The organism is Pseudomonas sp. Leaf127 (genome assembly GCF_001423155.1).
In the GTDB taxonomy this organism is placed as follows: Bacteria; Pseudomonadota; Gammaproteobacteria; order Pseudomonadales; family Pseudomonadaceae; genus Aquipseudomonas; species Aquipseudomonas ovata.
In genome coordinates this window covers 850,873-864,514 of record NZ_LMOA01000021.1, presented here as the reverse complement: position 1 = coordinate 864,514, position 13,642 = coordinate 850,873, and the positions used below count along the sequence as shown (strand labels likewise).

The following is a 13,642-nucleotide window of genomic DNA, read 5'->3' as shown; positions in this document are numbered from 1 at the left end:
GGGCCGCCTGGAAGCAGGAGCAAACCCTGTGCCAGTTTTTAACCTATTGATATTTAGCCATTTTTAAATATTTAAACCGCGCATCTATGTCTATTTTTATGACATGTCTACACTGACATGTCATAAAAATAGACATTTATAAGCAGGCTGGCATGACCGAATTTCCGCTCAAGACACTCGATGTTCAGGACCTGGACTACATGACCTCACTGGGTGCCAGCGCCTTGAGCGACGGGCCCGTTCCCGGGCTGCAGCAGGCCTGGGAAGACTGCCAGGCCGGCGTGGATGAACGTCCGGCAGCGGTTCGCCCGATGATCTGGGCGTCCTGGCAACGCAGTCGTGCGGCCGGCATCGACCCGCAGGACAGCGATTATCGCTTTGTCAGTGCCGACCCTCTGGCCGCCACGCTGCACGCGCATCAGGAACTGATCGCCACGGCGGCACAGGTCATGCAGGGCCTGCTGGCCTACAACCCGCGTGGGCACATCAACCTGACCGATGCCCAAGGCACAACCCTGCATTTTTGCGGCCTGGACATTACCCCGGTGGGCAGCCGCCTGCTGGAGTCAGTTCAAGGCACCAACTGTACCGGGCTGGCATTGGCTCAGGACCGCCTGGTCTATGTGCTGGCCGAGGAGAACTTTGCCACCGGCCTGCGCGAGCGCCGCATGCACTGCGCCGCCGCACCCATCCGTGACAGCCAGGGGCAGACCCGGGCGGTGCTGACCCTGACCGCCGAGCCCGGCTGGTTTCACTTTCACACCCTGGGCACGGTGCAGGCCGCCGCCGAAGCCGTGTCGCGGCAGTTGTCGCTGCAAGCGCTGCTCAGCGAACAGCGCGCCGTGCTTGAAGTGCTCAACGAAGGGCTGGTGGTGCTCGACGGCCAGGGACGGATCAAGGCGCTCAACCGTTATGCGCGGCACCTGTTCAAGGTTGAGGCGGCGCAGGTGGGCGCATCGTGGCGGCAATTGGGGCGCAGCGAACCGAGTGCCGAGCGCTTGCTGGGCGAGGCCGACGGGGTGCGCGACCTGGACTGCACCTTCCAGTTGGCCGATGGCAGCACGCTGGCCTGCCTGGTGTCGGTGTGCCCGCTGGCCGAAGGCGGGCAGATCGTGTCGCTGCGTGAGAACCGGCGCATTCGTGAAATCACCCAGCGCCTGATCGGCAGCCGTGCCCGCTACACCTTCGACAGCATCCAGGGTCGCTCGCAAGCCATGCAAGACGCCGTGCGCCTGGCACGCATCGCCAGCCGCAGCGATTCGACCACCCTGATCCTGGGCGAAAGCGGCACCGGCAAAGAACTGTTCGCCCAGGCTATCCACAGCGCCAGCGCCCGCAGCCAGGGACCGTTCGTGGCGGTCAATTGCGGCGCCATTCCGCGCGAGCTGGTGCAGAGCGAACTGTTCGGTCATGTCGAGGGCGCGTTCACCGGTGCTGCCCGTGGCGGTTCGGCGGGCAAATTCGAACTGGCCGACGGCGGCACCATCTTTCTCGATGAAATCGGCGACATGGCCTTCGACGCCCAGGTCAGCCTGTTACGGGTGTTGCAAGAGGGGGAAGTGAACCGGGTCGGTGCCAAGAAATCCCGGCGCGTCGATGTGCGCATCATTGCCGCCACCCACCGTAACCTGAGCCAGGCGGTGGCCGAGGGCGCGTTTCGTGAAGATCTCTATTACCGCCTCAATGTGCTGAATGTCACCGTACCGCCGCTGCGCCTGCGTCGCGATGACATCGCGCTGCTGGCCCGGCATTTCCTGGCCCGGGTCACCCAGTCGCTGCGCAAGGACGTGCGCGACATCGCGCCGGCGGCGCTGGATCTGCTCCTGAGCCATGCCTGGCCTGGGAATGTGCGTGAGCTGGAAAACACGATCGAGCGGGCCACCAACCTGGCCACCCACGAGCAGATCCAGCCGGGCGACCTGCCGCTGGAACTGCTGCAGGGGCCCCGCCGGGCCATGACCGCCAGTGCAGCGTTACCCGGCGCAGCGCAGGACCTGCAGGGCCAGCAGAGAAACACCATCATCCAGGCCTTGCGCGACACCGGCGGCAACATGCGCCTCAGTGCCCAGCGCCTGGGGGTGTCACGCGGCGGGCTGTACACCAAAATGAAGCGCCTGGGTATAGACCCGGATGGCTTTCGCCCCTGAGCCGCCACGCTTCAAGCCGAGGGTTTGCGCGGTGCCCGTCGTGCCTTGCCGGCGCCTGTCGATGCTGGCGCCGGTTTGCGCGTGGCCTTGCTGGCGGGCGCACTGCCATCGACTTTGGCGGTTCTTGATGAAGACGAAGCCGGCTTGCGCTTGCCGGTGCCCTTGCGCGACTTTTTCCACGGCGTGCCGCCGGCCGGCGCCGGCATGCCTTGCAGGTTCAGGCGCAGGCCCTGGCAGCGCTCGACCTGCTTGCTCATCCAGGCCGCCTGCTTGGCGACGAATTCTTCCAGGCTCATCTCGCCGCTCTGCACCATGTCCAGCGCCTGTTCCCAGATCGCCGTGGTGCCGGGGTCGGCGATGGCCCGTGGCACCGCGTCGATCAGGCTGAAGGCCGCTGCGGTGGCCGCCAGCGCCTTGCCGTTCTTGGCCAGGTAGCCGCGATCAAGCAGGCCCTGGACGATGCCGGCGCGGGTGGCCTCGGTGCCGATACCGGTGGTGTCCTTGAGCTTCTGCTTGAGCAACGGGTCTTGCACCAGGCGGGCGACGTTTTTCATGGCCTTGATCAGGTCACCCTCGGTGTAGGGCTTGGGCGGCTGGGTCCACAGGTCCTTGAGCTGCACCCCGGTGACCGGGCAGACACAGCCCTTGTGCAGCGCCGGCAGGTCCTGGGGCGGAGCGGCTTCCTTGCCCTTGGGCGGCGTCAGGGCTTCGGGCAGGGCGCGTTTCCAGCCCGGCTCGACGATGCGCTTGCCCACCGCGCGCAGGGCGTGGCCGGCGCAGTCGAAATCGGCCTGGGTCCGGTCGTATTCATGGTGGGGCAGGAACTGCGCCAGGTAGCGGGCGCGAATCAGGGTGTACACCGCCCGGAGCTTGCCGCTCAGGCGCGCCAGGTTATGCGCGGCGGCGGTGGGAATGATGCCGTGGTGCGCGGTCACTTTAGCGTCGTTCCAGGCCCGCGAGCGACGTTGCGGGTCCAGATGCACCTGCAAGGCTTGCAGGCCCGGATCCGCCTGGATCAGCGCCTTGATGATGCCCTGAGCCTCGCCATGCTGGCTGTTGGGCAGGTAGCCGCAGTCGCTGCGCGGGTAGGTGATCAGCTTGTGGGTTTCGTACAGCGCCTGGGCGGTGTCGAGGGTTTCCTGCGCGCCCAGGCCGAGTTTTTTCGAGCAGATTTCCTGCAACGTGCCGAGATCGAAGGGCAGCGGCGCCGCTTCCTTGATCCGCTCGGTGCGCACCGCCGTGGCGGTGGCGCGACCGGCCTGCTGCATGGCCTGGGCAGCCTGCTGCGCCAGGGGCTGGTTCAGGCAGCGGTCCTGATCGTCGCAGGCATCGGCCGGCGCACGCCAGTGGGCGGTGAAGCTCTGACCGTCGTGGCGCAGGCCGACCTCGATGGCCCAGTACGGCACCGGCACGAAGTCAGCGATGCTGCGGTCGCGGTCCACCACCAGGCGCAGGGTCGGGGTCTGCACCCGACCCACAGGCAGTACGCCCTGATAACCGGACTGGCGGCCGAGCAGGGTAAACAGCCGGCTCATGTTCATGCCGATCAGCCAGTCGGCGCGCGAGCGACCCAGCGCCGAATGGTACAGGCTGAAAGTCTCGGCGCCGGGCTTGAGGGCCGCCAGGGCCTTGCGGATCGAGGCGTCGTCCAGCGCCGACAGCCACAGGCGCTGGATGGGCCCGCGATAACGGCAGTGCTCGACCAGCTCGCGGGCGATCATCTCGCCCTCGCGGTCGGCGTCGGTGGCGATCACCAGTTCGCCGGCTTCGCCCAGCAGGCGCTTGACGGCCTTGTACTGGCTGGCGGTCTTGGGTTTGACCTGCATCTTCCAGGTGCCCGGCACGATGGGCAGGTCTTGCAGCACCCAGCGTTTGTAGCGCGCGTCGTAGGCGTCCGGGGGGGCAGTTTCGAGCAAGTGGCCGATGCACCAGGTCACGGTGACGGCCGGCCCGACCCAGCAGCCATCGCCCCGGCGGCTGGCACCGAGCACGGCGGCGATGTCTTTGGCTTGAGAGGGTTTTTCACAGAGATACAGGCGCATGGCCGGGATCGATCTTCAAGGCGGTCGAGGCCGACAGGATGCGTCAGGGGCGAGGGCAGATCAAGTTTTATCTGTATGGGTATACAGTAAGGCCGCCCGCAGGTAATCCGCGCAGGAGATCACGTCTTTGCGCCGCCAGCACCCTGTCTGCAGGAGCCCACCGCAAATGCTTGACTGACCAGCATTACCTCGCAGGAGCGACCGTTGGTCGCTCCCACAGTGTCTGGTGAGCGCGCCATGCGCGTCCTCAGAGCACGCTGATGGGGTAGTCGACGATCAGGCGGAACTCGGACAGGTCGCCTTCACCCTGGTCGGTGTTGGCGCGGTGGAAGGCCTGGCGGATGCGAAACGACAGGTCCTTGGCCGGCCCGGTCTGGACCACGTACTTGGCTTCGATATCGGTTTCGTTGTGCTTGCCATCGCTGCCGTACAGGCCCGCGTAGGCGCTGTCGGCCGAGACCTTGCTGCCGTCGACGTCGTAGCCGCGCAGGTGACGGGCCATGAAGCTCAGGCCCGGCACGCCATAGGTGGCCATGTCGAGGGTGTAGCGCACGCCGAAGGACTTCTCGTTCGGGCCGTTGAAGTCCGACCATTGCACCGAGTTGGCCAGGAACACCGAGTCGCCGCCTTCGCCGTTGCCGTTGTTGCCCACGGCGAGGTAGTCGAACGGGGTGTCGCCGTCGACTTTCTGCAACGACAGGCTGATCGAGTGCGCGACCAGAAAGGCATAGGTGGCCGACAGCGAGTAGGTGGTGTTGTTGATCGAGCCGGCCTTGGCCTGGCCTTCGTCCAGGGTGCGGTACAGGTTAGCGTCGAACGTCAGCGACTGGCCGTCCGACAGCGCCATCACATAGTTGGTGTTGGCGTAGTACTGGTTCCAGACATCCTCGAACTGCGAGCCGTACAGGCTGGCGGTCCAGTTCGGGCTGATCTGGTAGACGCCGCCGGCGTAGGTGGCGCGCCGGGCGGTGACATTGGCATACAGCGCGTAGATCTCGTGATCCTGGTTGGTGGTCACGTTGCTGTTGGTGCTGGTGAAGCGCCCGGCTTCGAGGTCCAGGCCTTCGATTTCGCTGCTCTTGAGGTCGAAACCGGTGGCGGTCTGCGGCAACAGGCGGGTACCGCCCACGGCAAACACCGGCGCCAGTGGCTGCATATTGCCGTAGCGCAACTGCGTTTTGGAGGCACGCAGTTTTATGGCGGCACCGGCGCTGCCAAAGCTGTCCTGGGCATGGCCATCGCTGTCGCGCTGCAGGTTGCCTGTACCGCTGTCGCCTTCCTGGGCATCGAGCTTGAGGCCGAAGTGACCGAAGGCATCCACGCCGACGCCGACGGTGCCTTCGGTAAAGCCTGAACTGAACGTGCCGATGAAACCCTGGGTCCAGTCGCGGTTGTCTGTAGCGCCATCCTGGCGATCACGATTGAAGTACTGGTTGCGCGCCAGGATCGACAGGCTGCTGCCGTCGACAAAGCCCTTGGCCTGGGCCTGGTCCTCGATCGTCTCGGCCTGTGCCAGCGGGCTCAAGCCAGCCGAAACGGCCAGCGCCATGGCGCTCCATTGTGTTGCATTCATCAGTGATTCCCTTGTGTTCATTGTGCCCGGTGACCCATCGACAACCTTTGGCTGTCGATGGCAGGCGTGGCGTAAACAACCCTCCAGGTGCGTGAAGAACCGCGATCCAGAGCCGTGAGAGTTCTCGACCGCGAAAGCCTTGGCTGAGTTCCGCGTGGATGCAATTACCTTACACGATTGACCTGGCACGCCACCTTCATGCGCAAGCCTGGCGCTGCGCGTCCAGCAACTGGCGCTGCAAGGCCTGCATGGGCGCGGCGGGCTGTTGCAGGCCAATGAAGCCCAGTAGCGGGTCCTGCACCTCGGTGCGCAGGCCGGACAGCGCCTCCAGCGTCGCCAGTCCGCAGAACGGCACGTAGGCTTCGGCATAGCCGCCTTCATGCACCAGCACCAGGCGGCCAGCGCACAACCGCTCGGCTGCCTCGCGCACTTTGGTGGTCATCGTGCGAAAGGCTTCGCTGTGCAGCAGCATGCGCGCCAGCGGGTCGACCGCGTTGGCGTCGTAGCCGCAGGCAACGATGATCAGCTCCGGCTCGAAGCTCTCCAGCGCCGGCAGCACCAGGGTATCCATGGCGTACTGGTAGGCGTCGTCACCGCCACCGGGCAGCAGCGGGATATTCAGGTTGGTGCCGACCGCCGGGCCCTCACCGCGATCCTCGCGGCCACTGTAGCCGGCCGGGTAGCAGCCTTCCTGGTGCAGGGAAATGGTCAGCACGTCGGCCCGCGTGGCGTAGATCGACTGGGTGCCGTTGCCGTGATGCACGTCCCAGTCGATCACTGCCACCTTGCCTAGGCCGTGACGGGCCTTGGCCGTTTCGATGGCCACGGCGATGTTATTGAAAAAGCAGAACCCCATCGCCTGGTCGGCCGAGCAATGGTGCCCCGGTGGCCGCGACAGCGAGTAGGCATTGCGCACCTCGCCCAGCAGCACCGCCTCCACGGCGTCGATGGCCAGGCCTGCTGACAGCCGGGCAATGTCATAGCTGCCCGGGCCGATGGGCGCATCCTCGCCCAGGCGACCGCCACCGGCGGCGCTCATCTCGGCAAAGCGTTGCAGGTAAGCGGCCGGGTGCACGCGCAACAGGTCCGTCTCGGTGGCCGGGCTGGCGCTGCGCACGTCGAGCTGGCGGGTCAGGCCGCTGACATCCATCAGGCTCTTGAGGCGGCGCTTGGTCTCGGGCGACTCGGCATGGCCGGCCGCCGCCGGCGGTTGCACCCAGCCGCCTACCGGCAGGATCAAGGCATGGGGGCCGGCGCTGTGCCAGAGGCTGAGCTCGTCGAAGAAAAAAGCAGTCTTGTTCATGGTCGTATCCTTTCAGGAAAGAGGGACAGTTCAGGCAATAGCGGCAGGCGTGCGCCGGCAAGCCAGGGCCAGCAGCAGCGAGAGCAGGGTCAGGGCGGCAGCGCTGAGCAGGGTGGTGCGGTAATCACCGCTGGCCTGGATCAACTGACCGGCCACGCCGGGACCAATGGCCAGGCCCGCGCCGATCACCAGGTTGCTGGCGTTCATCAGCCGCCCGCTGGGGTCCAGGTCGGCGATGCCGGCCAGAATCAACGGCAGCACCAGGGTCCAGGTGAACTTGAACAGCAGGGCGGCCACGGCAAAGCGCAGGGCCGTGGGCGTGTCCTGCAGCAACAGCACGGCGCCGATCATCAGCGCGTAGCCACCGATCAACAGCGGCGTGCGCGGCCAGCGATCACCGATCAGCGTGGTGCAGGCGGCGCCGACGATGCCCATTAGCGTTGCGATCGCCAGCACCTGGCCGCTGTCCTGGGCGGTGATCGATGCCTGGCTGGCGATGCCGCCGATAAAGGTCCAGACCCCGCTCAGGCTCAGGTAGAAACACAGGATGGCCAGCAGTCCCAGGGCGGCCCGCCCTGTTGGCAGGGTTGCGCTGACTGTTCCCTGCTTAGCGTTCAGGCGGGCCGGAAAGGCGCGCACCAGGGGCAACGCCAGCGCCATCAGCACGGCCAGGCTCAGGTAGCAGGCCATCAGGCCATAGCGGGCAAACAGCACCGGCAAGACCTGCAAGCCGACCGCACCCAGCGCCAGTTGCCCCAGAACCCACAGGCCATAGACCCGGCTGGCATTGCTCAACGAGGCGGCGCAGCTCATGCACAGAATCATCAGCGACCCCCCGCCCAGCCCGGCGACGATGCGCAGCAACATCAGGGCGTTGTAGTCACTCACGAATGCACTGAGCAGGTTGCCGGCCACGAACAACACGCCGGCCAGCACCCCGGCCTGGCGCAGGTCGACGCGCCTGAGCCACCAGAACGCCGGCAGCGTGGCCAGGCTCATGGCGCCCAGTTCGGCCATGAACAGGTTGCCGATCTGCGCCGGCGCAAGCGCCCATTGCGTGGCCAGTTGCGCCGCCACCGCCGGGGCGGTCATCAGCAGCGACGGGGCGATGGCGGCCAGCACGACCACCGCGATCATCAGTGCCCGCGCGTTGGCCAGGGCGGGGCTCGGATAATTGATTTCAGGTTGCGAAACAGGCATGACAGGCTCCTTGTGGGCGCTCAAAACACATGGACCAGGCGCAACAACGCCTGACTGCCGTGATAGCCGTTGTCGGTGTCGACGTTGCGCGTCAGGGCCAGCAGCCCCTGGTTGCGCTTGTCGAACCAGTGACCGACCTCGAACCCGACCTGGGTGTAGCGCTGGTGGGTGTCGTCCAGGCGCTGGTCGTCGAGTTTCAGCTCGCCACCGTCAGCGTGGATCAGCCGCAGCGCGCCGTAGGTCGCGGGGGTGAAGTCATAGGACGCAAAGGCCTGCAGACGATAGAGCGGCTCTTGCTTGAGGGTGGCGCCGTAGTAATCGTCGTTACTGCCGTAGAGCTGTGCCTCCAGGCTGGCCTCCAGCAGCCATTTTTCGCCGATGCCCTGGGTGAAGTTGTAAACAAAGGTCCCGGCCCAGCGGTTGGCGCCCGGCGACACATCCGGGTTCTGACTGTGGTATTCGCCGACCGGCAGGGTGAGCAGGCTCAGCAGCCCGCTGTAAGTACGGGTGTCCGGGTTGTTGATCAGGTACAGCGTGCCGCCCACCTGCGGATCGCCAAAGCCGGTTTCGCTGCGGTGTTGCGTGGTGCCGGGCAGGCGCGCATCGATGTTGGCAAACGGCACAATGAATTGCGGCGTGCACAGCGTGCCGCAGATATCGGTAAAGACCAGCTGGCGCCAGGCGAAGGCATTGACGTTCAACTCGGCGTTGCCGGCGCGGTTGGCGGCGCCGTGATAGTCGTTGGCCCGGGTCATCGGCACATAGAACACGCCCAGCGTGGTGCCCACTGGCGCGCTGACAAAATCCCGGGCATTGAGGTCGGCCGCCTGGGCCGCCGCGGTACTGAGCAGGCCGCCGGCAAAGGCCAGGGCCTGGGTGCAACCAAGCAATCGTGTTGTGCTCATCGTGTGTGTTCACTTCTATCGAGGTGGGTGGGGGCAGATTTCGGGCGCAACAACGCCCTGGCCGCCAGTGCGGCTGTCAAGCAACGTCAGGAGAGGTCTGGCGGGGTGTGATCAGTCAGGGCCGGCGCGCAGCAACTGGGCGATGCGTGCCTTGTCCTTGATGCCGAGCTTGGCGTAGATCGAGCGGATATGATGGCGCACCGTGTTGGGCGCCAGGCCCAGTTGCCGGGCCACTTCCTTGTAGGTCTTGCCTTCGCCGAAACCTTGCGCCACGTCATGCTCGCGCGGGCTTAGGCACTGCAACGGCGTGGGCAGCCGGGCGGCCAGCACGAACAGGTCGCCGGCGCGGGAAATGCTCAGGTGCACATGCTCGAGGGCCTGTTCACCTTCGGTGATCGCGATGTCCAGGTTCGGCCCGCTCCAGCCCGGAAAACAGGCCAGCCAGCGCTTGATGAAACCACGCTCGGCGCATTGCAGGGTGCCCTTGCGGTCGCACACGGCCAGCGCCAGGTTGGGCGAGGCGTCGAGGCTTTCGCGCCGGGCAATCAGGGTACGGATCTGGTTGGCCGAGATGGCCGCCGCCAGGTGCGGCATGCAGTGGTCCAGCAACAGGCAGTCGTGCTCATTGAAGCGTGGCTGGTCGTGGCGGCGGTACAGCGCCAGGTGTTCGGTCAGGCAGGTCAGCGGGTCGATGGCAATGACACACAGCAGTTCCCGGATGCCGTGGCGGTCGCCCAGCCAGCGCAGGCCTGCGGTGCTGTGCATGTCGATGATGACGGCGCGCCCCGGGTTCAGGAAGGCGCGGGTCACGGTGATGTCGTCCTCGCGCATCGACTTCCAGTCCTGCAGGTAATCGGCCGGCAGGTTGAACAGGTGATGACGGTGTTCTTCGGGCAGGCCGTCGATCAGCGCCGAGCGGCCCCACCAGGCTTTCTCGAAGCCGATCAGACCCTGCAGGCGGCCGAGCATGGCGTCATGGAAATGCTCGACGCTCTGGTCGTGGGCCAGGCGCTGGATGTCCAGGAGGGTGCTGCTGAATGCGCTCAGCAGGTCGTTGCAGTCCGTCAGGCTCATGGGCGGTGCCTCAGGTGTGACCTGTTATTTTTATTGTCACGCAAGCGGTTGGACCGGACGCCGGAAGCGGCGGGGCAGGGCCAGTGAGTCGAGTATCGGCCGGCGCGTGGAGGATGGCTATCCTACAGATGCAGGAGGCGGCCCCCGGTTACCGAATCGCTTTTTCGTACAGTCACTGTCGGACCGCTGCGGTTGCGCGTGGCCGGGATGCCCGGCATCGTTCGCGCCAATCCGTGATCAATCCCACAGTCGGGCGTAGGAACCCGTATTCAGGAAGGCGCATAGGCGTCTCCATAGCGATTGCAGGCGCTTTTTTCATGGCCGCCCTCTTTATGGCGGCTGTGTGTGGGCAGGCTTCGGCCTGGCCGGTAGCCTTCTTGACCGGTTTCCTACCCTGCACACAGCTGCCATCCAATCCCGTGAGAAGGATCGTGGCAGCTTCGATATCAAGAAGGAGCCATCCCCATGCACGCTCGCAATCCGTCCAGCATTGCGTGCCTGTGTCACGCCTTTCAGGTCATCGGGTTGTCGCGGATACCGCTGGCGCCTAGCCTTGCCTGTGTCTTGGTAACCATCAGGGCAGCTTCCCGAAATGACAATGAGGTGAATGTGTGCAGGTAAGAGTCATGGAGTATGTAACGGGCTGGTCGGATTCTGCGCTGGCCGACTGGCATGAGGCGTCACCCTGGTCGCTGATGACCCAGGCGGCGCAGATCGTGACGCAGTTGATCGCCGGTCTGCCGATGGACGAATACCGGATCAGCGATCAGGTGGCCGTGCATCGCTCGGCCACGGTCGAGCCCGGAGCGGTACTCAAGGGGCCCTTGATCGTCGGTCCCGACTGCTTTATTGCCTCCGGTGCCTACCTGCGTGGTGGTTGCTGGTTGCAGGGCCATTGCGTGATCGGGCCGGGGGCAGAGCTGAAGACCTCGTTCATGTTTGCCGGCAGCAAACTGGCGCATTTCAACTTTGTCGGCGATTCGATTCTGGGCTCTGGGGTCAATCTCGAAGCTGGCAGCATCGTGTGCAATTACCGCAACGAACGCGCCGACAAGCAGATCCGGGTGTACATCGAGGGCGCTTTGCACGGCATTGGCCATGACAAGTTCGGTGCGTTGATCGGTGATGGCGTGCGTCTTGGGGCCAATGCGGTGGTGGCACCCGGTGCCTTGCTGACGCCCGGGTTTATCGTGCCTCGCGGTCAGGTGTTCGATGCCGAGCAGTCACGATGAGGCCAGTTTCCGATTGCTGAGCCGGATAACCTGGCGGGCCAGGAAGCTCCCGGTCAGGATCACGCCGAACAACCGCAACGTCTGCATGGCCAGCACAAAGCCGACGTCGGCGTGGGTGTCGATGGCAATGATCGCCATCGCATCCAGCCCGCCGGGGCTGGTGGCCAGGTACACCGACAAGTAGTCCTTGTCCATCAGCCAGGCGATCACCCAGGCCGACAGGGCACAGAGCACGATCAGCAGCAGCGAAGCGAAGATCATCATCGGCAGGCGCCGCCACACATAGGTGATGGTGGCGCGGTCGAAGCGCAGGCCGATGTAGCAGCCGATGGCGCCATAACCAAGCATCATCACGCCGTCGGGCAGGCTGATGCTCATCAGCCCGCTCAATTGCAGGGCGGTGCCGGCCAGCAAAGGCACCAGCAGGGCACCGGCCGGCAGGCGCGAGCCAGGCCACAGGGCGGTCAGGATCACTGCCAGGCTCAGCAGCAGGTCGGTCAGGTCCAGGCCGTGCGCGGCGGTCGAGGCGGGGCTGGCCAGGGCGGCGCTGTCGACTGGCGCGGCCAGCCAGTGGCTGACCAGCGCGCCGAGCATGACCACGCAGACCACCCGCACGTATTGCATGGTGGCCACTACCCGCGAGTCGGCGCCGTAGTCCTCGGACATGGCGACCATGGCCGAGGCCGCGCCGGGCGAGGTGCCCCAGGCGGCGGTATGGCTGGGAATGCCGGCGTAGCGCACCAGCACCAGGCTGACCACGGCGCTCAAGACCACGGTGAGGGCGGTGGCCATCAGCATGATGTGCCAGGACTGCAACGCCTGCATCAATACACTCAGGCTCATGGCGTGGGCGATCAGCACGCCCACGGCGCCCTGGCCCAGCTGGAACACCGGGCGGGGCATGCGAATGCTGGCACCCGACACGCCAAAGCCGATGGCCACCAGCATGGGGCCCAGGAACAGGGCGGCGGGGATGGCGAGCAGGACAAACAACTGGCCGACGAGGCCGGCGGTGATGATCAATGCCAGCCATTGGCTGGCCGGTGACAGGGAGGGCAGGGCAAAACGGGCGGTGCGCGGCAAGGAGAGGCTCCTCGAAAGGGATCAACAACCCGTGCAATTCGGGTGTGAGCAGTATCGGAGCTTGAACTTATCAAGTCTATTTTCTAATAATCATGAATCGATAACTTTGGTTGATGAATTCATGGACCTGCGCGACCTGATCTATTTCGAAACCATTGCCGAACTCGGTCATCTGGGCCGCGCTGCGCAAAAACTCAATCGCAGCCAGCCGGCATTGACCAAGAGCATCCAGCGGCTGGAGGAGTCCTTCGGCACCCGCCTGTTCCAGCGTGACGGCCGGCGCATCAAGCTGACCCCGGTGGGCGAGTTGCTGCAGGTGCGTGGCAAGGAGTTGCAGCAGAGCATCGCCCAGACCCAGCGCGAGGTGCGCGACTTTGCCAGCGGACTGGTAGGCAATATCCGCGTGGGCTGTGCGGCGACCATGGCCGAGCACCTGTTGCCCAAGCTCACCTCGGCCTTGCTGCAACGGGCGCCGGACCTGACCTTCAAGCTGGTCATCGGCCAGGACGACCTGCAGCGCGAGGCGCTCAATGCCGGTCAGCTCGACATGATCATCTGCACGCTGATTCCCGAGAACGAGCAACTGGAAACCTTTGCCATCTTCGACGACGAACTGGTGGTGATCGCCAGTCAGCAGCACCCGATTTTCAGTTCCAGCCTGCAAATGCGTGACCTGTGCGATTACCGCTGGGTGCTGCCGCCGATCGGTGTGTCATCGCGCCAATGGCTGGATACGACCTTTGCCGCGCATGACCTGCCGCTGCCAGTGGTGCAGATCGAAGCCAACTCCATTTCGCTGTTGCCGGGGCTGATCGCGCAGAGCAACCTGCTGAGCTACATTGCCCGCGAGAGCCTGGAATTCGGCCGCAACATGCAGCACCTGCGCGAAGTGCCGGTGGCGGCCGCGACCATGAAGCGCACCATTGGTGTGACCGTGCGCAAGGGGGCCTACCAGTCGCCGGCGGCGCGGGAGATGCTCGGTTTGTTGCGTGACCATGGCGGTGATTTCTTCAGTTGGCCCGATACGGCACATCCTCTATACGCCAGCCCCTGATTTTCTTGATATAACAAGCGCTTGAAACC

Annotated in this window: 10 protein-coding genes; 3 read left to right on the top strand and 7 right to left on the bottom strand. The window is 65.1% G+C overall.

What is annotated here, in order from left to right:
* The first annotated feature begins 152 nt into the window (after positions 1–152).
* Entirely contained in the window at positions 153–2,147 is a 1,995-nt protein-coding gene (locus ASF84_RS17250; RefSeq protein ID WP_056840020.1) for a sigma-54 interaction domain-containing protein, read from the top strand.
* Between the two features lie 11 nt (positions 2,148–2,158).
* On the opposite strand, the gene ASF84_RS17245 is transcribed toward ASF84_RS17250, so the two are convergent.
* From ASF84_RS17245 to ASF84_RS17220, 6 genes are all read right to left on the bottom strand, one after another.
* A complete protein-coding gene (locus ASF84_RS17245; protein ID WP_082481652.1) occupies positions 2,159–4,189 on the bottom strand; it encodes a DNA topoisomerase III in 2,031 nt (676 codons plus the stop codon).
* A 247-nt stretch (positions 4,190–4,436) separates the two neighbouring features.
* Positions 4,437–5,762: an OprD family porin gene (locus ASF84_RS17240; RefSeq protein ID WP_056840019.1), complete on the bottom strand. Its 1,326-nt coding sequence runs from the start codon at positions 5,760–5,762 to the stop codon at positions 4,437–4,439.
* Positions 5,763–5,958: 196 nt separating this feature from the next.
* Positions 5,959–7,065, bottom strand: coding sequence for a class II histone deacetylase (locus ASF84_RS17235; RefSeq protein WP_056840018.1), 1,107 nt, complete (start codon positions 7,063–7,065; stop codon positions 5,959–5,961).
* A 30-nt stretch (positions 7,066–7,095) separates the two neighbouring features.
* The gene (locus ASF84_RS17230) at positions 7,096–8,265 is read right to left on the bottom strand and encodes an MFS transporter (RefSeq protein ID WP_056840017.1); all 1,170 of its coding nucleotides are present in this window, start codon (positions 8,263–8,265) and stop codon (positions 7,096–7,098) included.
* Positions 8,266–8,285: 20 nt separating this feature from the next.
* Positions 8,286–9,170, bottom strand: coding sequence for a transporter (locus ASF84_RS17225; RefSeq protein ID WP_056840016.1), 885 nt, complete (start codon positions 9,168–9,170; stop codon positions 8,286–8,288).
* 111 nt (positions 9,171–9,281) lie between these two features.
* Positions 9,282–10,244: a helix-turn-helix transcriptional regulator gene (locus ASF84_RS17220; RefSeq protein WP_056840015.1), complete on the bottom strand. Its 963-nt coding sequence runs from the start codon at positions 10,242–10,244 to the stop codon at positions 9,282–9,284.
* Positions 10,245–10,870: 626 nt separating this feature from the next.
* On the opposite strand from ASF84_RS17220, the gene ASF84_RS17215 reads away from it, so the two are divergent.
* The gene (locus ASF84_RS17215; RefSeq protein WP_056840014.1) at positions 10,871–11,476 is read left to right on the top strand and encodes an LpxA family transferase; all 606 of its coding nucleotides are present in this window, start codon (positions 10,871–10,873) and stop codon (positions 11,474–11,476) included.
* Here ASF84_RS17215 and ASF84_RS17210 read toward each other — a convergent pair.
* Positions 11,468–12,559 (bottom strand): AbrB family transcriptional regulator, encoded by a 1,092-nt coding sequence (locus ASF84_RS17210; protein WP_056840013.1) that lies wholly within the window; start codon positions 12,557–12,559, stop codon positions 11,468–11,470. The two genes, ASF84_RS17215 and ASF84_RS17210, sit on opposite strands and share 9 nt — an antisense overlap.
* A 121-nt stretch (positions 12,560–12,680) precedes the next feature.
* Between ASF84_RS17210 and ASF84_RS17205 the strand changes: the two genes are divergently transcribed.
* Positions 12,681–13,613: a LysR family transcriptional regulator gene (locus ASF84_RS17205; RefSeq protein WP_056840191.1), complete on the top strand. Its 933-nt coding sequence runs from the start codon at positions 12,681–12,683 to the stop codon at positions 13,611–13,613.
* The last annotated feature ends 29 nt before the right edge of the window (positions 13,614–13,642 follow it).